Origin of the sequence: Paucibacter sp. JuS9 (assembly GCF_044043925.2) — a bacterium.
GTDB lineage: Bacteria > Pseudomonadota > Gammaproteobacteria > Burkholderiales > Burkholderiaceae_C > JAUASW01.
Window position 1 is genome coordinate 758,375 of the sequence record NZ_CP194172.1, and the last position, 21,286, is coordinate 779,660.

The 21,286-nt window shown below is 66.0% G+C and carries 21 protein-coding genes; 16 read left to right on the plus strand and 5 right to left on the minus strand.

Features of this window, described 5'->3' with window-relative positions:
• Positions 1 to 14: 14 nt before the first annotated feature.
• The gene (locus ABT392_RS03275) at positions 15 to 1,076 is read right to left on the minus strand and encodes a proline iminopeptidase-family hydrolase (protein ID WP_395386622.1); all 1,062 of its coding nucleotides are present in this window, start codon (positions 1,074 to 1,076) and stop codon (positions 15 to 17) included.
• A 43-nt stretch (positions 1,077 to 1,119) separates the two neighbouring features.
• Complete coding sequence (locus ABT392_RS03280; protein ID WP_334278685.1) at positions 1,120 to 1,680, minus strand: NUDIX hydrolase; 561 nt, start codon at positions 1,678 to 1,680, stop codon at positions 1,120 to 1,122.
• A 70-nt stretch (positions 1,681 to 1,750) separates the two neighbouring features.
• Here ABT392_RS03280 and maiA point away from each other — a divergent pair, with 70 nt between their 5' ends.
• Positions 1,751 to 2,389, plus strand: a complete 639-nt coding sequence (gene maiA, locus ABT392_RS03285) for a maleylacetoacetate isomerase (RefSeq protein WP_334278686.1) — start codon at positions 1,751 to 1,753, stop codon at positions 2,387 to 2,389.
• Positions 2,390 to 2,468: 79 nt separating this feature from the next.
• Entirely contained in the window at positions 2,469 to 3,239 is a 771-nt protein-coding gene (gene pgeF / locus ABT392_RS03290) for a peptidoglycan editing factor PgeF (RefSeq protein ID WP_395386621.1), read from the plus strand.
• Here pgeF and ABT392_RS03295 read toward each other — a convergent pair.
• On the minus strand, positions 3,171 to 3,443 hold the full coding sequence (locus ABT392_RS03295; protein WP_395386620.1) for a hypothetical protein: 273 nt from the start codon (positions 3,441 to 3,443) through the stop codon (positions 3,171 to 3,173). The two genes, pgeF and ABT392_RS03295, sit on opposite strands and share 69 nt — an antisense overlap.
• Positions 3,444 to 3,605: 162 nt before the next feature.
• Here ABT392_RS03295 and phaC point away from each other — a divergent pair, with 162 nt between their 5' ends.
• The 3 genes from phaC to phbB all read left to right on the plus strand — a co-directional run bounded on the left by phaC (position 3,606) and on the right by phbB (position 7,279).
• A complete protein-coding gene (gene phaC / locus ABT392_RS03300; protein ID WP_395386863.1) occupies positions 3,606 to 5,234 on the plus strand; it encodes a class I poly(R)-hydroxyalkanoic acid synthase in 1,629 nt (542 codons plus the stop codon).
• Positions 5,235 to 5,259: 25 nt separating this feature from the next.
• The gene (locus ABT392_RS03305) at positions 5,260 to 6,441 is read left to right on the plus strand and encodes an acetyl-CoA C-acetyltransferase (RefSeq protein WP_395386619.1); all 1,182 of its coding nucleotides are present in this window, start codon (positions 5,260 to 5,262) and stop codon (positions 6,439 to 6,441) included.
• A 100-nt stretch (positions 6,442 to 6,541) separates the two neighbouring features.
• The gene (phbB, locus tag ABT392_RS03310) at positions 6,542 to 7,279 is read left to right on the plus strand and encodes an acetoacetyl-CoA reductase (RefSeq protein WP_334278690.1); all 738 of its coding nucleotides are present in this window, start codon (positions 6,542 to 6,544) and stop codon (positions 7,277 to 7,279) included.
• A gap of 83 nt (positions 7,280 to 7,362) precedes the next feature.
• On the opposite strand, the gene ABT392_RS03315 is transcribed toward phbB, so the two are convergent.
• On the minus strand, positions 7,363 to 8,154 hold the full coding sequence (locus ABT392_RS03315) for an IclR family transcriptional regulator domain-containing protein (RefSeq protein WP_334278691.1): 792 nt from the start codon (positions 8,152 to 8,154) through the stop codon (positions 7,363 to 7,365).
• A gap of 74 nt (positions 8,155 to 8,228) precedes the next feature.
• Between ABT392_RS03315 and ABT392_RS03320 the strand changes: the two genes are divergently transcribed.
• From ABT392_RS03320 to ntrC, 9 genes are all read left to right on the plus strand, one after another.
• Positions 8,229 to 9,041, plus strand: coding sequence for a TIGR00266 family protein (locus ABT392_RS03320; RefSeq protein WP_334278692.1), 813 nt, complete (start codon positions 8,229 to 8,231; stop codon positions 9,039 to 9,041).
• 76 nt (positions 9,042 to 9,117) lie between these two features.
• Positions 9,118 to 10,104 (plus strand): YncE family protein, encoded by a 987-nt coding sequence (locus ABT392_RS03325; protein WP_334278931.1) that lies wholly within the window; start codon positions 9,118 to 9,120, stop codon positions 10,102 to 10,104.
• Positions 10,101 to 10,889, plus strand: a complete 789-nt coding sequence (locus tag ABT392_RS03330) for a polysaccharide deacetylase family protein (protein ID WP_395386617.1) — start codon at positions 10,101 to 10,103, stop codon at positions 10,887 to 10,889. Before ABT392_RS03325 ends, ABT392_RS03330 begins: the two co-directional genes overlap by 4 nt.
• The gene (locus tag ABT392_RS03335; protein ID WP_334278693.1) at positions 10,886 to 11,851 is read left to right on the plus strand and encodes a sterol desaturase family protein; all 966 of its coding nucleotides are present in this window, start codon (positions 10,886 to 10,888) and stop codon (positions 11,849 to 11,851) included. Before ABT392_RS03330 ends, ABT392_RS03335 begins: the two co-directional genes overlap by 4 nt.
• Positions 11,852 to 11,900: 49 nt before the next feature.
• Complete coding sequence (locus ABT392_RS03340) at positions 11,901 to 12,755, plus strand: EI24 domain-containing protein (RefSeq protein ID WP_334278933.1); 855 nt, start codon at positions 11,901 to 11,903, stop codon at positions 12,753 to 12,755.
• A gap of 259 nt (positions 12,756 to 13,014) precedes the next feature.
• A complete protein-coding gene (glnA, locus tag ABT392_RS03345) occupies positions 13,015 to 14,430 on the plus strand; it encodes a type I glutamate--ammonia ligase (protein ID WP_334278695.1) in 1,416 nt (471 codons plus the stop codon).
• Between the two features lie 88 nt (positions 14,431 to 14,518).
• Complete coding sequence (locus ABT392_RS03350) at positions 14,519 to 15,028, plus strand: hypothetical protein (protein WP_395386616.1); 510 nt, start codon at positions 14,519 to 14,521, stop codon at positions 15,026 to 15,028.
• A gap of 34 nt (positions 15,029 to 15,062) precedes the next feature.
• Positions 15,063 to 16,166, plus strand: a complete 1,104-nt coding sequence (glnL, locus tag ABT392_RS03355) for a nitrogen regulation protein NR(II) (protein ID WP_395386615.1) — start codon at positions 15,063 to 15,065, stop codon at positions 16,164 to 16,166.
• 18 nt (positions 16,167 to 16,184) lie between these two features.
• Positions 16,185 to 17,666, plus strand: a complete 1,482-nt coding sequence (ntrC, locus tag ABT392_RS03360) for a nitrogen regulation protein NR(I) (protein ID WP_334278698.1) — start codon at positions 16,185 to 16,187, stop codon at positions 17,664 to 17,666.
• Here ntrC and ABT392_RS03365 read toward each other — a convergent pair whose 3' ends face one another.
• Entirely contained in the window at positions 17,667 to 18,617 is a 951-nt protein-coding gene (locus tag ABT392_RS03365; protein ID WP_334278699.1) for an MBL fold metallo-hydrolase, read from the minus strand.
• Between the two features lie 24 nt (positions 18,618 to 18,641).
• Between ABT392_RS03365 and def the strand changes: the two genes are divergently transcribed.
• A complete protein-coding gene (gene def / locus ABT392_RS03370; protein ID WP_334278700.1) occupies positions 18,642 to 19,181 on the plus strand; it encodes a peptide deformylase in 540 nt (179 codons plus the stop codon).
• Positions 19,182 to 19,258: 77 nt separating this feature from the next.
• Positions 19,259 to 21,286, plus strand: coding sequence for a DUF6600 domain-containing protein (locus tag ABT392_RS03375; protein WP_395386614.1), 2,028 nt, complete (start codon positions 19,259 to 19,261; stop codon positions 21,284 to 21,286).

Sequence of the window (21,286 nt, forward strand, 5' to 3'; positions counted from 1 at the left end):
GAACTTTCCAGTCTTCAGAACTTGCCGCTGTCCACGTCGCGGATGAACTGGACCAGGCCGGTGAAGTAGGTGGCCTGGTCGTCGTACATCGACATGTGCGAACCCTGCGGGCAATGCAGGTAGCGGCCCTTGCCCAGCTTGGTGGCGATCATCTCCATGTGCTTGGGGTCCATGGTGTCGTGCTGGCCGCCGATGCTCAGGGTCGGCACCTTGATCTTCTCCAGGTCGGCCACGCGGTCCCATTTCTCCAGCTTGCCGCTGGTGCCCATCTCGCTGGGCCCCTGCATCGGGATGTAGACCTCCTTGTTGATGCGGGCGAAGGCACGGTTGACCGGGTCGGGCCACTGGTCTGGCGGCATGCGCAGGATATGGTGCACGTAGAAATGCGGCACCAGCAGTTCCATGTAGCGCGGGTTGTCGTAATCCTTCTTGGCCTCGATGGCCTTGATCTCCGCGAGCACCTTCTGGTCCATGGCCGGCATCAGCACCTTCTCTGCATAGGCGGCGTAGGCGGGAATGCTGGCCATCATGTTGGAGATGACCATGCCCTTGAGATGCTGCTGGTACTTGAGCGCGTACTCGATGGCCAGCAGGCCGCCCCAGGAGTGGCCCAGGAGGTAGAAGTTGCTGCTGTCCAGCTTCAAGGCCTGGCGCACCTGCTCGACTTCCTCGACGAAGCGCGGCAGCTCCCACAGCGAACCGTCCTTGGGCTGGTCGCTGAAGGCGGAGCCCAGCTGGTCGTAGTAGTAGTACTCGATGCCTTCCTTGGGGAAGTAGCTGTCGAAGGCCTCGAAGTATTCATGCGTGGCGCCCGGGCCGCCGTGCAGCAGCAGCACCTTGATCTTGGGGTTGTTGCCGACCCGCTTGGTCCAGACCTTGAACTTGCCCTTGGGCGTGTCGATGGTGATCTGCCGCACGCCGCCGCTCAGCGTGTCATCGCGGCCGGTGTTGTCGAAGTAGGCGCCGGGCGCCGGTGCTGTGGGTGCTGTTGGCGGAGCTGGCGGCGTGGGCGGCGCCGGCGGCGAGCAGGCGGCGAGGCTGAACAGGACTACAAGCAGGCAGGCAAGGCGTTTCATGGCACCCTCTGTTGTTCAAGGTGCGCGCATTGTGCTGCCGGCGTCAGCTGATGTCAGCGCTGTGTAGCTGGAAGGGGCGGCCCAGGCGCCGGTCCTCGAAGAATCTCTGAAGGGTCTCGCGCACGGTGCGGAAGGCGATTTCGTCCCAGGGCACCTCATGCTCGTGGAAGAGCCTGGCCTCCAGCGTCTCGGGCCCTGGGTTGAACTCGGGCGAGAGCAGGGTGGCGCGGAAGTAGAGATGGATCTGGCCGACCTTGACCACGTTCAGGAGGCAATAGAGCTCATGCAGCGCGATCTGCGCGCCGGCTTCTTCATCGGTTTCTCGCTGCGCGCCTTCGGCCGCGGTTTCGCCAAGTTCCAGGAAGCCGGCGGGCAAGGTCCAGAACCCGTAGCGCGGCTCGATGGCGCGCTTGCACAGGAGCACCTGGCCGTCAGGGCCATCGCCCCAGACCGGCAAGGTGCCGACCACATTGATGGGGTTCTCGTAGTGGATGGCGCCGCAGGACAGGCAGGTCGCGCGTTCACGGTTGTCATCGGCCGGCACGCGGTACTCGACCGGGCTGCCGCACGTGGGGCAATGCTTGAAGCGACGCGCGAGGAACATGGGCTCAGTGTAGCCAGCCGGTGGCATGATGACCGTGCGGGCCCGACCCCAAGCATCGACAAGAAACGCCATGGAACTTTTCAACTACTTCCGCTCCTCGGCCTCCTACCGCGTGCGCATCGCGCTGGCGCTCAAGGGCCTGGACTACGACTACAAATCCGTGCACCTCGCCAGGAACGAACACCTGGGCGAAAGCTACAGCGCGGTGGCCAGTTCGCGCCTGGTGCCGCTCCTGCGCGATGGCGATGCGGTCGTCACCCAGTCGATGGCCATCATCGAGTACCTCGATGAAACCCATCCCGAGCCGCCGCTGCTGCCCAGCGATGCCTTGGGTCGTGCGCGCGTGCGGGCGTTGGCGCAGGACATCGCCTGCGAGATCCACCCGCTCAACAACCTGCGCGTCCTGCGCTATCTGGTCAAGGACATGGGCCTGAGCGAAGACCAGAAGACCCGCTGGTACAAGCACTGGGTGGAGACCGGCTTGGAGGCCGTCGAGCAGCGCTTGCTGCGTGAGGGCGCGTCAGGCCGGTTCTGCCATGGCGACACGCCCGGCCTGGCGGACTGCGTGCTGGTTCCGCAGATATTCAATGCCCAGCGCTTTGAATGCCGGCTCGATCATGTGCCCGCGGTGATGAAGGTGTTTGAGACCTGCATGGCACTGGACGCTTTCAGCAAGACGCAACCCTCGGCGTGCCCGGATGCTGAATGATGTCCGAGCGCAGGGCCGCCCCAAGCCGGACCACGTCCCCTCGGGGGACCGGCCGGTGTACTCATCGGTCGAGGGGCAAATGATCGATCCGGACTGGTTGATCCCTGACTGGGAGTTGCCCGCGGCATGGCCGCGCATCAAGGCCTTCATGACCACGCGGGCCGGCGGCGTCAGCACCGGTGCTCATGCGAGCATGAATGTCGGCCGGGCGGTACAGGACGATCCGGCCGCGGTGAATGCCAACCGCACCAAGGTTGACGAGGCGCTGGGCGCGCCGGCCGTCTTCCTGCATCAGGTGCATGGCGCTGATGTTCTGCATCTTGAAGCGGCGCACCTGGATGGTGAACGGCCCAAGTTCGACGCCAGCATCAGCACCAGGCCGGGGATTGGCTGCGCCATCCAGGTGGCTGACTGCCTGCCGGTGCTGTTCGCAGCGCCTGGCGCAGTGGGGGGCGCACATGCCGGCTGGCGCGGCCTGGCTGGCGGCGTGCTGGAGAACACGGTGCGCGATTTGTGTGAGGCCGCTGGCTGCGAGCCGGCCGAGCTGCGTGCGTGGATGGGGCCTTGCATTGGCCCAAGGCAGTTCGAGGTGGGTGCCGACGTCGTTCAGGCTTTCGGCGGCTCGACGGATTCACCCGATCCTGACTTCTTCGTCTACCGCGCCAATGCGCAGGGCGAGCCGCGCTGGCTGGCCAACCTGCCGGCGCTGGCTCGCGAGCGATTGCAGCGGGTCGGCTTGACGAAAGTCAGTGGCGGCCACTGGTGCACGCGCAGCGAGCCCTCACGGTTCTTTTCGTTCCGGCATGAGCCGCTCGCCGGCCGCATGGTCGCTGCCATCCGGCTCCTGTGATGCTGCCGGTTCCTGGGTCTCGGCCTTGCGGCGCGCTGCGCGGCGGGATGGTGTTCCCATCAGGTAGAGCACGATGGAGAGCGGCAGCACGCCATAGAGCAGGAGCGTGAAGAAGGCGCCGATCACGGTGCCCTGGCTGCTGGTGGCTTCAGTCAGGGCCATGAGCAGGACGACGAAGGCCCAGGCGATTGCAACGATGTACATGCGGTGTCATAGCAAGGTAAGTAAAGCAGCGTACAACAGCGGCTGGGTCGCTGTGGCAAGCTTCTTGCCTGATGATCGGCGATGACCAGGAGACATATGAGCAAGAAGAACAGCAAGGGCGCCAGCACTGAAGCTGAGGCGCCGCAGGATCCAATGGCCGCCATGGCGGGCTTGGGCGAGGCGATGAAGTCGCTGGCCGGGCTGCAGATACCGGTCGATGCCCTGCAGCAGATGCAGCAGTCCTATCTGCAGCAGGCCACCGAGCTGTGGAACCGCAGCCTGAGCCTCCCCGAAGCCAAGCCGCTGCCCGACCGTCGTTTCGCCGACCTGGCCTGGGCCAGCAATCCGGCCGGCGCCTTCACCGCCCAGCTCTACCTGCTCAATGCGCGCACCTTGATGGAGCTGGCAGAGAAGGTCGAAGGCGATGAGAAGACCAAGGCACGCATTCGCTTCGCTGTCCAGCAATGGGTGGATGCCGCAGCGCCGAGCAACTATCTCGCGCTCAATCCCGAGGCCCAGGCCCTGGCGCTGAAGACCAAGGGCGAGAGCATTGCCAAGGGCGTGCAACAGCTGTTTGCCGACATCCAGCGCGGCCATGTTTCGCAGACGGATGAGAGCGCCTTCGAGGTCGGCCGCAATGTCGCCACGACTGAGGGCAGCGTGGTGTTCGAGAACGAGCTGTTCCAGCTGATCGAGTACAAGCCGCTCACCCCGCAGGTGCACGCCAGGCCTTTCCTGCTGGTGCCGCCCTGCATCAACAAGTTCTACATCCTCGACCTGCAGCCAGAGAACTCCCTGATCCGCTACGCCGTGAGCCAGGGCCATCGGGTCTTCGTGGTCAGCTGGCGCAATCCGGACGAGAGCTGCAAGGCCTGGACCTGGGACGACTACATCGAGAAAGCCGCGATCCAGGCCATCCGGGTGGTGCAGGAAATCGGCGGCAGCGAGCAGATCAACGCCCTGGGCTTCTGCGTTGGCGGCACCATCCTCGCCACCGCCTTGGGCGTGCTGGCGGCGCGAGGCGAGCAGCCGGCGGCCAGCCTGACCCTGCTCACCACGCTGATCGATTTCGAGAGCAACGGCATCCTCGACATCTTCATCGACGAGCTGTCGGTCGAGATGCGTGAGAACACATTGGGCCCGAATGCGCCGCAGGGCCCGGGTCTGCTGGCCGGCAAGGAACTGGCCACGACCTTCAGCTTCCTCAGGCCCAACGACCTGGTCTGGAACTATGTGGTCGGCAACTACCTGAAAGGCGAGGCGCCGCCACCGTTCGACCTCCTGTACTGGAATGGCGATTCGACCAATCTGCCGGGCCCCTTCTATTGCTGGTACCTGCGCCACACCTACCTGCAGAACGAGCTGAAGCTGCCGGGAAAGCTGACGGTGTGTGGCGAGCAGCTCGACCTCAGCAAGATCGAGGCGCCGGTCTACATCTACGGCTCGCGCGAAGACCATATCGTGCCCTGGGATGCGGCCTACCGTTCAACGCAGGTGTTCAGCGGCAAGAAGCGCTTCATGCTGGGCGCCTCGGGTCATATCGCCGGCGTGATCAATCCGCCGGCCAAGGGCAAGCGCAGCCATTGGGTGGGCAAGGGCAACACCTTCCCCAAGAAGGCGCAGGATTGGCTGGATGCAGCCACCGAGCATCCGGGCAGCTGGTGGACCGACTGGTCCACCTGGCTGGCCAGCCACGCCGGCCCCAAGAAGGCCGCGCCCAAGACCGCGGGCAGCCGCAAGTACAAGGCCATCGAGCCTGCACCCGGTCGCTACGTGAAGCAGAAGGCTTGATTGCCAGATCGTTCAGGAGACATTCATGAGTACCGACATCGTCATCGTCGCCGCGGCCCGCACCGCCATCGGCAAATTCGGCGGCACCTTGGCCAAGACACCAGCGCCCGAGCTGGGTGCCACGGTGGTGAAAGAACTGCTGCGCCGCAGCGGCCTGGAAGGCAGCCAGATCGGTGAAGTCATTCTTGGCCAGGTGCTGACCGCCGGCTCGGGCCAGAACCCGGCCCGCCAGACCGTCATCAAGGCCGGCCTGCCCAACACGGTGCCGGCCATGACCATCAACAAGGTCTGCGGCTCGGGCCTGAAGGCCGTGATGCTGGCGGCGCAAGCCATCCGCGACGGTGACAGCGAGATCGTCATCGCCGGTGGCCAGGAGAGCATGAGCCTTTCGCCCCACGTGCTGCCGAACTCGCGCGACGGCCAGCGCATGGGCGACTGGAAGATGGTCGACACCATGATCGTGGACGGCCTCTGGGACGTCTACAACCAGTACCACATGGGCATCACGGCCGAGAACGTGGCCAAGGAATTCGGCATCAGCCGCGCGATGCAGGATGAGCTGGCGCTGGGTTCGCAGCTGAAGGCCGCAGCGGCCCAGGAAGCCGGCCGCTTCAAGGACGAGATCGTGCCGGTCTCGATTGCGCAGAAGAAGGGCGACGCCATCTCTTTCGACGCCGATGAGTTCATCAACCGCAAGAGCACGGCCGAAGTACTGGCTGGCCTGCGCCCCGCCTTCGACAAGGCCGGCAGCGTGACCGCCGGCAATGCCTCGGGCCTGAACGACGGCGCCGCCGGCGTTGTTGTGATGAGTGCGGCCAAGGCCGCGGCCCTGGGCCTGAAGCCGCTGGCCCGCATCGCCAGCTACGCCTCGGCCGGGCTCGACCCGGCCACCATGGGCATGGGCCCGGTGCCCGCGGCCCGCAAGGCGTTGGAGCGTGCCGGCTGGAAGCCGCAGGACCTGGACCTGCTCGAGATCAACGAGGCCTTCGCGGCCCAGGCTTGTGCCGTGCACCAGCAGATGGGTTGGGATACGAGCAAGGTGAACGTGAACGGCGGCGCCATTGCGCTGGGCCACCCGATCGGCGCCTCCGGCTGCCGCATCCTGGTGACGCTGCTGCATGAGATGCAGCGCCGTGACGCCAAGAAGGGCATCGCCTCGCTGTGCATCGGCGGCGGCATGGGCGTGGCGCTCACGGTCGAGCGCTGAGCAACAGAAATAGGGGCGGACCCGCTTGACCGCCGCGGCGGCTTGCGGGAGCCTGCAAATGCATAGAAATAGCCCTCAGGGCATAGACAGGAGACAAGCGATGAGCAAGAAGATTGCATATGTGACCGGCGGCATGGGCGGCATCGGAACCTCGATGTGTCAGCGCCTGCACCGGGACGGATTCACGGTCATCGCCGGCTGCGGCCCGAGCCGCGACTACGACAAGTGGCTGACTGAACAGAGCGCGCTGGGCTATACCTTCTACGCCTCGGTCGGCAACGTGGCCGACTGGGATTCGACCGTGGCGGCCTTTGCCAAGGTCAAGGCCGAGCATGGTCCGGTCGACGTGCTGGTGAACAACGCCGGCATCACGCGTGACGGCATGTTCCGCAAGATGAGCCGCGCCGACTGGGATGCGGTGATGAACACCAACCTGAACTCGATGTTCAACGTCACCAAGCAGGTGATCGAGGACATGCTCGACAAGGGCTGGGGCCGCATCATCAACATCTCTTCGGTCAACGGCGAGAAGGGCCAGTTCGGCCAGACCAACTATTCGGCTGCCAAGGCCGGCATGCACGGCTTCACGATGGCGCTGGCGCAGGAAGTGGCCAGCAAGGGTGTGACGGTGAACACCGTGAGCCCGGGCTATATCGGCACCGACATGGTCAAGGCCGTGCGCCCCGACGTGCTGGAGAAGATCGTTGCCTCGATCCCGATCAAGCGCCTGGGCACGCCGGAGGAAATCGCCTCGGTCGTGGCCTGGCTGGCGGGTGAGGAGTCGGGCTTCACCACCGGCGCAGACTTCAGCTGCAACGGCGGCCTGCACATGGGTTGAGCCAAGGGCTCTCTCGGCAAATAGCGGCCTTCGGGCCGCTTCTTCATTGGCGATCCAGGATCACCACGGTCCCGGTCGGCCTGTCAGGATTTCAAGGCCAGCAGACCGGAGATGCTCTGCGCTGCGGCAAGCAGCTTCGGTAGGCCGCGCTCCAGCAGCGCCTCGGGCGGCATGCGGTTGACCTGTGCGCCGATGTTCAAGGCGGCTATGACCTGGCCACTGCGGTCGGTGATGGGCGCGGCCAGTGAAATCAGGCCGTCTTCCAGCTCCTGATTGATCAGGCTCCAGCCCTGCTTGCGGGCCTGGTGGATGCGCTCGCGCAGCTGGTCCACATCGGCCACCGTGTGCGCCGTGTTGCGGGTGATCTGCAGCCTGGCCAGCCGCATTTCCAGCTCATGCTCGGGCAGGGCACCCAGCAGCACGCGGCCCATCGAGGTGCACCAGGCCGGCAGGCGGCTGCCCAGGCCCAGGTTGATGCTCATGATCTTGCGTGCCGGCACGCGCAGCACGTAGACGATGTCTTCGCCGTCCAGCACGGCGGCCGAGCAGGACTCCTGCAGCTCGGCGGTCAGCGCCTGCATCGCCGGCTCGGCAAGATGCCACAGCGGCTGCGAGCTCAGGTAAGCAAAGCCCAGGTCGAGCGTCTTGGGCGTGAGATAGAACAGGCGGCCATCCAGCTTCACATAGCCGAGCGACTCCAGCGTCAGCAGGATGCGGCGCGCGCCGGCCCGGCTCAGGCCGCAGCGCTTGGCCACTTCGGTGAGCGTCTGCCGCGGTGCTGCGGCGCTGAAAGCGCGTATCACCGCCAGGCCGCGGGCGAAGGACTGCACATAGCTGTCGCCGGGCTTCAGCGCCGGCAGCTCGGGTTCGCTCATGCGGCGAGTATAGGGAGCAGGCGCGGTGGTTTTGGGTAGGATGCCGCCCATTGAACTGCTTACTGGAGAGAGCAATGGCAATGGATGTGGTGGACTACGAGATCAAGGGCGCGGAGATGCAGTTCGTCGAGGTCGAACTGGACCCGGGCGAAGCAGCCATCGGCGAGGCCGGCAGCATGATGTTCATGGATGCCAGCATCAGCATGGACACGCTGTTCGGCGACGGCTCGGCCAACCAGGGCGGTTTCCTGGGCAAGCTGCTGGGCGCCGGCAAGCGCCTGATCACCGGTGAATCGCTGTTCACGACGGTCTACACCAACACCGGCTCCGGCAAGCAGCGCGTGGCCTTTGCCGCACCGTACCCGGGCAAGATCCTGCCGATGGACCTGCGCCAGCTCGGCGGCATGCTGATCTGCCAGAAAGATGCTTTCCTCTGCGCCGCGCGCGGCGTGAGCCTCGGGATTGCCTTGCAGCAGAAGCTGGGCGTCGGCTTCTTTGGTGGCGAGGGCTTCATCATGCAGAAGCTCGAGGGCGATGGCCTGGCCTTCGTGCACGCCGGCGGCACCGTGGTGCGCCGCACGCTGCAGCCCGGCCAGACCGTGATGGTCGACACCGGCTGTGTGGTGGCTTACACGCCCAATGTGAACTTCGAGATCCAGTACGTCGGCAAGATCAAGACCGCGCTGTTCGGCGGCGAAGGTCTGTTCCTGGCCAAGATGACCGGCCCGGGCGAGATCTGGCTGCAGAGCCTGCCGTTCTCGCGCCTGGCTTCGCGCATCTTCGCGGCCGCGCCGCAGCGCGGTGGCAGCCGCGAGGAGGGCTCGGTGCTGGGTGGCTTCGCGACCGGCGGCCTGCTGGGCGGCATCCTCGGCGGCGACAACGAATAGTGTGTGAGGTCAAGGGCCGGCGCCAGCCGGCCCTCTACACTGGCGCCAGTCGCCCATCGTCCGCCTCGAGGATTTCCTGATGTTCTCCCGTTTCTGCGCCGTTGCTGCCCTGGCACTGGCTGCCGGTGCTGCCCAGGCCGCGCCCCACCCGATCTTTGTCCTGAATTCGCTCGATGCCGACATCAGCGTCATTGATCCGGTCACGTTCAAGCAGGTCAAGCGCATCCCCACCGGCAAGGAGCCGCATCACCTCTACCTGACGCCTGACGACAAGTCCATGGTGGTGGCCAATGCGCTCGGGGATTCGCTGACCTTCATCGACCCCAAGACGGCCGAGGTGCAGCGCGTGATCCGCAAGGTCACCGACCCCTACCACCTTCGCTTCTCGCCCGACATGAAGTGGTTCATCACCGCTGGCAACCGGCTGGACCATATTGCGCTGTACCGCTGGCAGCCGCAGAACGCTGAGCAGCCACTTTTCCTGGTCAAGCGCATCCCGGCGCCCAAGACACCCAGCCACCTGTTCATCGACACCAAGAGCACGGTGGTCTATGCGAGCCTGCAGGACAGCGATGAGCTGACCGCGATCGACCTGACGACCCTGGCCCCGCGCTGGAAAGTTCCGGTCGGCAAGATGCCGGCCGACATCTACCTGACGCCCGACGACAAGCACCTGCTGGTGGCGCTGACCGGCGACAAGCTGGTCGAGGTTTATGACGTGACCGGTGCCGCACCCAAGCTGGTCAAGCGCATTCCAACCGGCAATGGCGCGCACAGCTTCCGCGCCTTTGGGGACAAGCGCCATGTGCTGGTCAGCAACCGCGCGGCCAACAACATCAGCAAGATCGACCTGCAGAGCTTCACGGTGGTCGACACCTTGCCCGGCCCCGGCGGCCCGGACGATATGGAGATCCTGCCGGACGGCAAGACGCTGCTCGTCACCTCACGTTGGGCGCGCAAGCTCACCATGATCGACATGAGCACACGCAAGGTCGTGAAGCAGGTGGTGGTGGGCAAGTCGCCGCACGGCGTCTGGACCCTGGACCACATGCCCCGCCAGTGAAACTTCGTCGCCTGATCATTGCAGCGTTGCTGCTGGGGCAAGCCGCGGCGCAGGCCGCGCCGAGCTGCAGCAAGCCGGTCTACCTGAGCTTCGACACCGGCCACATGGGCGTGGCGCCCTTGGTGGCTGAGCTGCTCAAGCGCTATGACGCCCGTGCCACCTTTTTCCTGGCCAATGAGCCGACACAGAGTGGCGGCAAGACGCTGGACGAGGAATGGGCGCCGTGGTGGCGCGCGCGTGCAGCCGAGGGCCATGACTTCGGCTCGCACACCTGGGAGCACGACACCTGGCTGGCGGACCTGCCCGATGGCCGTTTCAAGGTGCGCACTGCGGCTGGCATCGAGAAGCCACGCATCCGCGAGCTGACGGCCGCGCAGTACTGCGAAGGCCTGCGCAAGCCGGCCCAGCGCTTTCAGGCAATGACGGGGAAGGCGATGTCGCCGATCTTCCGTCCACCGGCCGGCAAGACCTCGCCCGCGCTGCTTGCGGCCGCCCAGGCCTGCGGCTTCACCGCGGTGCTGTGGAGCCCGGCCGGTTTTCTCGGCGATGAATTGCCCAGCGACCGCTATCCGAATGCCCACTTGCTGGAACGCGCACTGCGCGACATCCGGCCGGGCGATATCCTGATGGCCCACCTGGGCATCTGGCAACGCCAGGACGCCTGGGCGCCCGCCGTGCTGGAGCCGCTGATGAAGGGCCTGATCGACAAGGGCATGTGCTTCGCGGCGATGCGCGAGCATCCCGGCTTTGCGGCCGTGATGAACAAGCCGCTGGAGTTGCCATGATCGACAAGCTGGTCGAGCTTTTCGGCGAAGCCCAGCAATGGCTGTTCGAGTCGCTGGTCCAGCCTCTCGTGTTCGGCATCGGCCTGGGCGCCCGCCTGGAAGACGCCTACGAGGCCACCGGCTGGCTGCTGGTCGGCCTCTTGCAGATCGCCGTGATGCTGACCGTCTTGCGCGCGCTGGAACGCTGGCGACCGGTCGAGGCGGTGAGCGACCGCGCGGCCGTGCGGGTCGACATCCTCTACACGCTCATCCATCGCCTGGGGCTGTTCCGGCTGGCGATGTTCTTCAGCCTGGACCCGATCTTTGATGCCCTGTCCGGCGAGATGCGCATGCTGGGAGTGCCGACCTGGCAGCTCGACGGTCTCTGGCCCGGCGTGACTGACCAGCCGATGGTGAGCTTCCTGCTCTACCTCTTGGTGTTCGACTTGCTCATGTATTGGCTGCACCGCGCGCAGCATTCCTTCAACTGGTGGTGGTCCCTGCATTCGCTGCATCACAGCCAGCGCCAGATGACGCTGTGGAGCGACAACCGCAACCACCTGCTGGACGATGTGCTGATCGACGCCGCCTTTGTGCTGGTGGCGCGCCTGATCGGCGTGGGCCCGGGGCAGTTCGTGGCCCTGGTGGCGATCTCGCAGTTGATGGAAAGCCTGCAGCATGCCAATGCGCGGATCTGGTTTGGTGCCGTGCTGGAGCGCGTGCTGGTGAGCCCGCGTTTCCATCGCCGCCATCACTCAATCGGCATAGGCCACGAGTCGGGCGGCCGTGGCACGCTGGGCGGCCACAACTTCGCAGTGCTGTTCCCGCTCTGGGACATCGTCTTCGGCACGGCCGACTTCAAGCTGCAATACGATGCCACCGGCGTGCGCGACCAGCTGCCCGAAGAGGGCGGGCGCGACTACGGCCGCGGCTTCTGGGCCCAGCAGTGGCTGGGCTTGAAGCGCCTGGCCGGCCGAGGCTGAACAGCTGGCCAGCCAGCAAGACAAGCGCAGGAGAGCAGCTTTGGAACATATGAGCCGACTGGGCGACTCTTTCTGGCGCGCGGCCGCCTACTGCCTGCACCCCAAGGTGATCGGGCTGTCGCTCCTGCCCTTGCTGGTGGTGGCGCTGCTCAGCGGCGTCTTCATGTATTTCGGCTGGGAGGCTTCGGTCGCCGGTGTGCGTGCCACGCTCGAGCAATGGAAGCTGGTCGAAAGCCTGCTGCAATGGCTGGACGCCATGGGCGCCGGCGGCTTCCGCAGCGCGCTGGCGCCGCTGGTCGTTCTGGCCATGGTGTTGCCGGTGATCGTGCTCATGAGCCTCCTCCTGGTCGCGCTGTGCATGACGCAGGCCATCGTGGGCCTGGTGGCGGCCAGGCGCTTCCCGACCCTCGAGAAGAAGCAGGGCGGCGGCCTGATCCAGGGCGTGTTCATCGCGCTGGGCGCTACCTTGCTGGCCTTGGGCGCGCTCGTCGTCAGCATGCCTTTCTGGCTGATACCGCCGGTGATCCTGATCCTGCCGCCGCTGATCTGGGGCTGGCTGAGCTTCAAGATCTTCAGCTTCGACGTGCTGGCAGCCCATGCCTCGGCCGAGGAGCGCCGGCAACTGCTGCAGGCGCATCGCGGGCCACTGCTGGCCATTGGCGTGATCACCGGTTATCTGGGCGCGGCGCCGGCCTTCATCTGGGCCCTGGGCGTGATGGCGGTGGTGCTGGCGCCGTTCCTGATCCTGGTGACGATCTGGCTCTACATGCTGGTCTTCGCCTTCTCGACCGCCTGGTTCGCCCACTATGCGCTGGCCGCCTTGCAGCAGCTGCGCGCGGCCGCAGTGCCGCCTGCGCCGCCACCACCGCCGGTGGAGCTCGAAGTGCTCACGCCACTGAGCTGAAATGTTGCGCCAATTTGGTGCTACGTCAGGCGCCATTTTGGTGCCCTACGTTGGCGCGTGGTGCACTTCGGAGGTGCGTAAACCCTGATCGTCGGCCCCGTCGCGGCGCATAATGCGGCCTCGCAGCGCCTGTGCACCAGAGGCAGGCGGCCAACAGCGGTTTTGTCATGGTGTTGGCACACAAACTGCTAAGTAATACCCCGTAGCGCCCACGCGCTCGCCGAATTCCACATTGAACCTACTGCAGCAGGAGCTATTGATGGCCAAGACCGTCGCCGACGTGATGAAGATGGTGAAGGAAAACGAAGTCAAGTTCGTCGACTTCCGCTTCACCGATACCCGTGGCAAGGAACAGCATGTGTCCGTGCCGGTTTCCCACTTCGACGAAGACAAGTTCACGTCGGGTCATGCATTCGACGGTTCGTCGATCGCCGGCTGGAAGGGCATCGAAGCCTCCGACATGCTGCTGATCCCGGACCCGAACACGGCCAATATCGACCCCTTCTTCGAAGAGCCGACCCTGATCCTGTCCTGCGACGTGATCGACCCCACCGACGGCAAGGCCTATGAGCGCGACCCGCGTTCGCTGGCCAAGCGCGCCGAGGCCTACCTGAAGTCTTCCGGCCTGGGCGACACCGCCTATTTCGGTCCGGAACCCGAATTCTTCATCTTCGACTCGATCCGCTGGGGCAATGACATGTCCGGCTGCTTCTTCAAGATCGAAAGCGAAGAAGCTGCCTGGAACACCGGCAAGGAGTACGAGCACGGTAACAGCGGCTACCGCCCCACCGTCAAGGGCGGCTACTTCCCCGTGCCCCCGGTCGACGCCGGCCAGGACATGCGCTCGGAAATGTGCCTGATCCTCGAACAGCTGGGCATCCCGGTCGAGGTGCATCACCATGAAGTGGCCAACGCCGGCCAGATGGAAATCGGCACCAAGTTCAGCTCGCTGGTGCAGCGCGCCGACTGGACCCAGCTGCAGAAGTACGTGGTGCAGAACGTGGCCCATGCCTACGGCAAGACCGCCACCTTCATGCCCAAGCCCATCGTTGGCGACAACGGTTCCGGCATGCACGTTCACCAGTCGGTCTGGAAGGACGGCAAGAACCTGTTCGCTGGCGACGGCTATGCAGGCCTGTCCGACTTCGCCCTGTACTACATCGGCGGCATCATCAAGCATGCTCGCGCGCTGAACGCCATCACCAACCCGGGTACGAACTCGTACAAGCGTCTGGTGCCTGGCTTCGAAGCCCCGGTGAAGCTGGCCTACTCGGCCAAGAACCGCTCGGCCTCGATCCGCATCCCCTACGTGGCCAACCCCAAGGGCCGCCGCGTCGAAGCGCGCTTCCCCGATCCTTCGGCCAATCCGTACCTGTGCTTCGCAGCACTGCTGATGGCGGGCCTGGACGGCGTCGAAAACAAGATCCACCCGGGCGAAGCCGCCACCAAGGATCTGTACCACCTGCCGCCGGAAGAAGACGCGAAGATCCCGACCGTCTGCCACAGCCTGGATCAGGCCCTGGAGTACCTGGACAAGGACCGCGCCTTCCTGACCAAGGGTGGCGTGTTCACCGACAGCTTCATCGATGCCTATATCGACCTGAAGATGCAGGAAGTGACCCGCTTCCGCATGGCAACGCACCCGGTCGAATACGACATGTACTACAGCCTGTAATGGCAGTGAGCCCCAGCCAAACCGGCTGATACAGACAAAGGGACGGTCTTGGCCGTCCCTTTTACATTCATGCGCCACAATCGCCCTCATGAGCATTCATCTGCGAGCTGCCCGGTACCTGTTGCCGGCTCTGCTGTTGGCCCTGCTTGGCGAGCCCAGCGCTCAGACCATCGTCTATCGCTGCCCCGGCCCGCCGGTGCTGTACACCGATGCCCTGAGCGCGAAGGAAGCGCAAGAGAAGGGCTGCCGCACCATCGAGGGCGCGCCCATCACGGTGCTGCAACCGGCGCGCCGGCCGGCACCGCCTGCCAGCGGCACAGTCAGCAGCAATGCGCGGCCGAACGAGAGCAAGGTCGAGTCGCAACAGCAACGCGGCCGCGACAGCGAGCGGCGCTCGGTGCTGCAGGCCGAGTTGCGCAATGCCGAGTCCAAGTTGTCGGAGCTGCGTGCCGAGTACAACAACGGCACGCCAGAGCGTCGTGGCGAAGAGCGCAACTACCAGAAATATCTGGACCGTGTGGCCGAGCTGAAGGCCAGCATCACGCGTCAGGAAGCCGACATCGAGGCGCTCAAGCGCGAGATCAGCAAGCTGCCTTGACTCGGCGGCCGCGGCCGCTTGCAGGAGCAGTCCGATGAGCACGAACCCACGCGGCCTGGAGTCGCAGTTCGCTGGCTTCGACTTGCTGGCTACCATGGTGGCCGTGATCCAGCCTGACGGCGAATGCCTGTTTGCCAATGCTGCGTTCGAGAACGTCATGCGGCTCTCGCGCCGCGCGGTCGTCCACGGCAATCTCTATGACTGGCTGGTCGATGCCTCGCATCTGCGCGAGGCGGTGGCCGGCGTAGCCCGCAACGCCTATTCCAGCAGCCGCTTCGACGCGCACCTGCGCCGCAATCCCCAGCATCAGCAGCGCAACGAAGAGCCCCTGCCGGTGCAGGTCATCGTCAGCCAGATTGAGGGTCAGGCCTTGGTGCTGGTGGAGCTGATCGAGAACGAACAGCAGATGCGCCAGGACCGCGAGGAGCGCACGCTGGATCAGGTGCAGGCGACCAAGGAGTTGGTGCGCAACCTGGCCCATGAAATCAAGAATCCGCTCGGCGGCATCCGTGGTGCCGCGCAGTTGCTGGCCATGGAGCTGCAAGGTACCGAGCTGTGGGACGAGCTGGCCGAATACACGCAGGTGATCGTGCACGAGGCGGACCGGCTGCAGAGCCTGGTGGACCGCTTGCTCGCCCCGCACCGGCGCGCCCAGGTGGTGGTGGACGTGAACATTCACGAGGTTTGCGAACGGGTGAGGGCCCTGGTGCTGGCGGAGTTTCCGCGCGGCCTGGCCATCGTCCGCGACTACGACACCTCGCTGCCCGACTTCCGCGGCGACCGCGAGCAGCTGATCCAGGCGGTGCTCAACATCGTCCAGAACGCGGCGCTGGCCCTGCAGCCGCGCATCGCTGTGGGCGATGCCTGTATCACCTTGCGCACGAGAGTCGCGCGCCAAGTGACCATCGGCAAGCAGCGCTGGCGCTTGGCATTGGAATTGCATGTGGAAGACAACGGCCCCGGTGTGCCGGCCGAGATCCGAGATCGCATCTTCTTCCCCCTGGTGTCGGGGCGCGATGGCGGTTCAGGGCTTGGCCTCACGCTGGCGCAGACGATCGCCCAACAGCACCAGGGCATGATCGACTGCGAGAGCGAACCGGGCCGGACCGATTTTCGAATTACCTTGCCACTGCCCTGACGGCGGAAGAGGCGCTGAATGAAATCTATCTGGGTTGTTGACGACGACCACTCGATCCGCTTCGTGCTCGAGAAGGCACTGAGCCGCGAGGGCATGCCGGTGCGCAGCTTCAGCAACACGCGCGACCTGCTCACGGCGCTGGAGACCGACAGCCCGCAGGTGCTGGTGTCGGACATCCGCATGCCGGGTGGCTCGGGCCTGGACCTGCTGGCCAAGGTGCGCGAGCAGCATCCCACGCTGCCGGTCATCATCATGACCGCCTACTCCGACCTGGACAGCGCGGTCGCCGCCTTCCAGGGGGGGGCCTTTGAATATCTTCCCAAGCCCTTCGACCTGCCGCGAGCCGTGGAGCTGATCCGCCGCGCACAGGAAGAGAGCCTGCGCGAAGCGGTGGCCGAGGAGCAGGCCGCGCAACTGCCCGAGATGCTGGGCCAGGCGCCTGCGATGCAGGACGTGTTCCGCGCCATCGGCCGCCTGTCGCAAAGCCATGTGACGGTCTTGATCACCGGTGAGTCGGGCTCGGGCAAGGAGCTGGTTGCGCGCGCGCTGCACAAGCACAGCCCGCGCGCCGAAGGCCCGTTCGTGGCGATCAACACCGCGGCCATTCCGAAAGACCTGCTGGAGAGCGAGCTCTTCGGCCATGAGCGCGGCGCCTTCACCGGCGCTCAGGCCACCCGGCGCGGTCGCTTCGAGCAGGCCGATGGCGGCACGCTGTTCCTGGACGAGATCGGCGACATGCCGCTGGACCTGCAAACCCGTTTGCTGCGCGTCTTGTCCGACGGCCAGTTCTATCGGGTTGGCGGCCACAGCCCGCTGCGCAGCAATGTGCGCGTGATCGCGGCCACGCACCAGAACCTGGAAGAGCGGGTGCGGCTGGGCGCCTTCCGCGAAGACCTGTTCCACCGCCTGAACGTGATCCGGCTGCGCCTGCCAGCCTTGCGTGAGCGCCGCGAAGACATTCCGGTGCTGGCGCGCTACTTCCTGCAGCGCAGTGCCACGGAGCTGGGTGTCGAGGCCAAGCGGCTGTCGGACGCTGCGCTCTCGCGCCTGGAGAACTTCGACTTCCCGGGCAATGTCCGGCAGCTGGAGAACATCTGCCACTGGCTCAGCGTCATGGCGCCGAGTCAGGTGGTTGAGGCCAAGGACCTGCCGCAGGAGCTGCTGGGCGTGGTGATGCCTGCCGCGTCTTCTGCGCCCATGGGCGAGAGCGCTCCGGCCGCTGCGTCAGGCGGCTTCGCGCCATCGGCGGGCACGGTCAGCGCTGCCAGCGTCGGCAGCGGCCCCGAAGTCTGGGTCACCGAAATGGCCCGCGAGGCCCGCAGGCTCTTGCTGGCCGGTGAGCCCGATGTCTGGGATCAACTGACGCGGCGTTTCGAGGCCAGCCTGATCCTGACTGCGCTGGACATCACGCGCGGCCGCCGGATCGAAGCCGCGCAGAAGCTCGGCATCGGTCGCAACACGATCACCCGCAAGATCCAGGAGCTGGGTTTGGACGTCTGATCAGGTGGCGCGCTTGTCGAGCCAGACGGCCAGGCCCTGGGCATTCAGCTCGATGTCCATGGCCAGCAATTCAAGCTGACGCTCCGGCAGCAAGGCGCAGCCATGTCGGCGCAGTTCCTCGAGGTAGTGCTCTGAGAGGCCTAGCTTCAGCTTCTCATGGCGCTCGGGGTCGGCTTTCAAGGGCAGGGCCAGCGCCACCATCGCGTCGATCTGCGCATGCAGCGAGGCCGCCAGCCGGCCCACGTCGCCGACGCGGCTGTAATGGGTCAGGAACATCTGCCAGGGGCCGTAACTCATCATCCGCGTGATCGAGGCCTTCAGGGCTTGCGGTTCGAACTGCACCGGCGTGCTGGTGGGCAGCACCCAGGGGCCGGCGGCGGTGTCGAATTCACGGTAGGACAGGCCGAAGGTATCGCCGGTGAACCAGCCGCGTGTCCTTGCATCCCAGATGCAATGGTGGTGGCGGGCATGGCCGGGAGTGTCGATCAGCAGCAGCTCGCGGCCGCCCAGCGAGACGGTCTGTCCGTCAAAGCTCTCATCCACCCGCTCGGCCGGCACGCCGCGCAGCTGCCCGTAGCTGCGCTGCATTTCCTCTTCGCCATAGACCGCCAGCGCACCGAGATAGAGCGCCTTTGGATCGATCAGGTGACGTGCACCGCGGGGGTGCACCAGCAGGCGTGCATTCGGCAGCGACTGCATCAGGAGACCCACGCCGCCGGCATGGTCCAGGTGCACATGGGTCGGAATGACCCAGTCGACCGCCTCGACACCCAGGCCCAGTGATGCCAGGGCCGCCAGCAGGCGCGGCACCGCGTGGTTGGTGCCGGTGTCGATGAAGGCGGCGCGGCCGTTCTCGACCATCAGATAGGCGGCGTCGAAGTGGTCGCGCTGGAAGGCCGTGTCGATGGCGTAGATGCCATTGCCCAGGTCCTCGACAAAATCCGGCTGCATGGCTGCTTTCGTAGAATCCGGCGCATGGCCGTCAGAGAAATCTTGAAGATGGGTGACCCGCGGCTGTTGCGCGTGGCCCGGAATGTTACGGAGTTTGGCACGCCCGCCCTGCGCGAGCTGGTGGCCGACATGTTCGACACCATGGCCGCTGCCAGGGGCGTCGGGCTGGCGGCACCGCAGATCGGCGTGGACCTGCGACTGGTCATCTTCGGATTCCAGCGCAGCGAGCGCTATCCGGACGCGCCGGCCGTGCCCCAGACCATCCTCCTGAATCCGAGCATCACGCCGCTGACTGACGAAGAGGAAGAGGGCTGGGAAGGCTGCCTCTCGGTGCCGGGCCTGCGCGGCGTGGTGCCGCGCGCCACGCGCATCCGCTACGAAGGCTTCGGCCTGGACGGTGAGCCGATCCTGCGCGAGGCGGAGGGCTTTCATGCCCGGGTGGTCCAGCATGAGTGCGATCATCTGCAAGGCCTGCTGTACCCGATGCGGGTGCGGGACTTCACGAGGTTTGGCTACACCAGCGTGCTGTTCCCCGAACTCGACCCCAGTGCCGACGAAGATTGATTTGTCGTAATGGTCTGTAACCCGGTCAGCGACTGCCTGCGCTGCCGCGTTCAGGCTTGACCGACCGAGGAGCGCCCATGGCCAGCCACGTACAGAAGAACAGCAGCAGCCGACTGATTCCCTTCTTCCTGCTCTTGATGTTTGCCAGCCTGCTGCTGGCCTTCAAGTCTGCCTATGCAGACCCGCCCGGGCGGGTGGGCCGGGTGGCCGACGTGGTCGGCGAAGCCTGGCTCTTCGATGTCGAAGACAAGGAGTGGCAGAAGGTCGAACGCAACCAGCCCATCACCGAAGGCGACCGGCTGCGCACCGACAACGGCGCCCGTGTCACCCTGCGCATCGGCTCCACCAGCATCTGGCTGGATGAGCGCGCCGATCTTGAATTCAGCCGCCTGGACGACGAGGCCGTGGAGCTGCTGCTCGCTCGCGGCCAGCTTGCCATGCGGCTTCGCTCGCGCGAGAACGTCGCCGAGACCCGCATCCTGACCCGCGAGGGCCGCTTCGCCTTCGAGCGCGAAGGCCTGTACCGGGTCGACCAGCTGGAGCGCGGCAGCCGCGCCTATGCCTGGCTGGGCCAGCTCCGCTTCGAACCCAGGGGCGACGGCATGCCCACGCTCCTGAGCGGTGGTGAGCAAGCCGAGTTCTGGTGGGGCAATGGCCCCCGTGTCGAGCGCCAGCGCATCGAGCGCGATTTCTTCGGCGACTGGGCCGTGGCCCAGAGCGAATCCGAGGGCGATGGTCCGGTCAACCGCTATGTCTCGTCCGAGATGACCGGCGCGGAAGACCTGGACCGCCATGGCCGCTGGGAGCAGCATGATGAGTACGGTGCGATCTGGTTTCCGCTGGCACTGGCCGTCGACTGGGCGCCCTACCGCTACGGCCGCTGGGCCTGGGTGCGGCCCTGGGGCTGGACCTGGGTGGATGACGCGCGCTGGGGCTTTGCCCCGTTCCACTATGGCCGTTGGGTGCAGGTGCGTGGCCGCTGGTGCTGGGCGCCGGGGCGCTATGTGAACCGCCCGGTGTTTGCTCCGGCGCTGGTGGCCTGGGTGGGCGGCGGCAATTTCTCTGTGGGTGTGAGCATCGGCGGTGGCCGACACAGCCCGCCGCCGCGCCATGGCTGGTTCCCGCTGGGCCCGCGTGAAGCCTATGTGCCCGGCTACAAGCACAGCCCGCACTATGTGAACCGCATCAACGTGGATGTCGATGTGCGCGTGGGTGGTGGTTCGCCGCGCTATCGCAACCGCGATGTGGTGGGCGCCATCAGCGTGCTGCCGCACGAGCAGCAGTGGCGTGGCCGTCCGCAGCCCTACAAGCCCGATATGGGCCCGGTGCAGCCGGTGGTGCAGGCGCCGTCGCGAGGCGAGGGCGGCCCGGGACGCGGCCAGCGCGTGGATCCGCCGAGCTGGGTGGGGCAGCGGGACCATCGCGACCCGCGCGACCGTGGCAACCGCGGGCCAGATCGCAGCGACCGGGCTGACCGTGACGACCGCGACGACCGCCCGACCTGGCGCGACAAGCTGCCGCGTCCGGGCAATCCGGCGCCGGTGGTGGCAGTGCCGCAGCCGGGCAGCGTGCAGGCTCCGGCCCAGCCGCAGGTGTCGCCTGTGCCGCCAGTGACGCGGCCGACCCAGCAGCAACAGCCCGGACCTCGTGAGGACCGCTGGGGCAACTACCGCCCGCAGGACCAAGGCCAGCAGGGCGGCGAAGACCGCCGAGGCTGGCGCCGTGATGATCGGCGCGACGACCGTCGCGAGCCGCCGGTGCAGCAGCCTCAAGCGCCCCAGCTGCCGCAAGTGCAGCCGCCGCAGGTGCCTCAGGTGCCCCAGGTCCAGGTGCCGCAAGTGCAGCAACCGCAAGTGCAGCAGCCGCAGTTCGGTGGCTGGCGCCGTGACCGTGGCGAGGACAGGCGCGAAGACCGCCCGACCCAGCCCGCCTGGACGCCGCCGCGTCCGGCGGAGGCTCGCCCGCCGCAGCCCATGCCCGCCATGCCTCAGGTGCAGATGCCTCAGCCCGCCCGCCCGCAGGCGCCCGAAGCCGCTCCGCAGCGCAAGCGCGAGGACGAAAGCCGCAACAGGCCGCCTGGCCGCAAGGAAGAGAAGGAGCGCTGA

Coding starts and splice junctions, on each gene's coding strand:
- ABT392_RS03335 (WP_334278693.1), top strand. CDS start 10,886: ATGATCGACAAGCTGGTCGAGCTTTTCGGCGAAGCCCAGCAATGGCTG.
- def (WP_334278700.1), top strand. CDS start 18,642: ATGGCCGTCAGAGAAATCTTGAAGATGGGTGACCCGCGGCTGTTGCGC.
- ABT392_RS03365 (WP_334278699.1), bottom strand. CDS start 18,617: ATGCAGCCGGATTTTGTCGAGGACCTGGGCAATGGCATCTACGCCATC.
- ABT392_RS03315 (WP_334278691.1), bottom strand. CDS start 8,154: ATGAGCGAACCCGAGCTGCCGGCGCTGAAGCCCGGCGACAGCTATGTG.
- phbB (WP_334278690.1), top strand. CDS start 6,542: ATGAGCAAGAAGATTGCATATGTGACCGGCGGCATGGGCGGCATCGGA.
- ABT392_RS03375 (WP_395386614.1), top strand. CDS start 19,259: ATGGCCAGCCACGTACAGAAGAACAGCAGCAGCCGACTGATTCCCTTC.
- pgeF (WP_395386621.1), top strand. CDS start 2,469: ATGATCGATCCGGACTGGTTGATCCCTGACTGGGAGTTGCCCGCGGCA.
- ABT392_RS03295 (WP_395386620.1), bottom strand. CDS start 3,443: ATGTACATCGTTGCAATCGCCTGGGCCTTCGTCGTCCTGCTCATGGCC.
- glnL (WP_395386615.1), top strand. CDS start 15,063: ATGAGCACGAACCCACGCGGCCTGGAGTCGCAGTTCGCTGGCTTCGAC.
- ABT392_RS03275 (WP_395386622.1), bottom strand. CDS start 1,076: ATGAAACGCCTTGCCTGCCTGCTTGTAGTCCTGTTCAGCCTCGCCGCC.
- ntrC (WP_334278698.1), top strand. CDS start 16,185: ATGAAATCTATCTGGGTTGTTGACGACGACCACTCGATCCGCTTCGTG.
- ABT392_RS03320 (WP_334278692.1), top strand. CDS start 8,229: ATGGCAATGGATGTGGTGGACTACGAGATCAAGGGCGCGGAGATGCAG.
- glnA (WP_334278695.1), top strand. CDS start 13,015: ATGGCCAAGACCGTCGCCGACGTGATGAAGATGGTGAAGGAAAACGAA.
- phaC (WP_395386863.1), top strand. CDS start 3,606: ATGGCGGGCTTGGGCGAGGCGATGAAGTCGCTGGCCGGGCTGCAGATA.
- maiA (WP_334278686.1), top strand. CDS start 1,751: ATGGAACTTTTCAACTACTTCCGCTCCTCGGCCTCCTACCGCGTGCGC.
- ABT392_RS03340 (WP_334278933.1), top strand. CDS start 11,901: ATGAGCCGACTGGGCGACTCTTTCTGGCGCGCGGCCGCCTACTGCCTG.
- ABT392_RS03280 (WP_334278685.1), bottom strand. CDS start 1,680: ATGTTCCTCGCGCGTCGCTTCAAGCATTGCCCCACGTGCGGCAGCCCG.
- ABT392_RS03350 (WP_395386616.1), top strand. CDS start 14,519: ATGAGCATTCATCTGCGAGCTGCCCGGTACCTGTTGCCGGCTCTGCTG.
- ABT392_RS03305 (WP_395386619.1), top strand. CDS start 5,260: ATGAGTACCGACATCGTCATCGTCGCCGCGGCCCGCACCGCCATCGGC.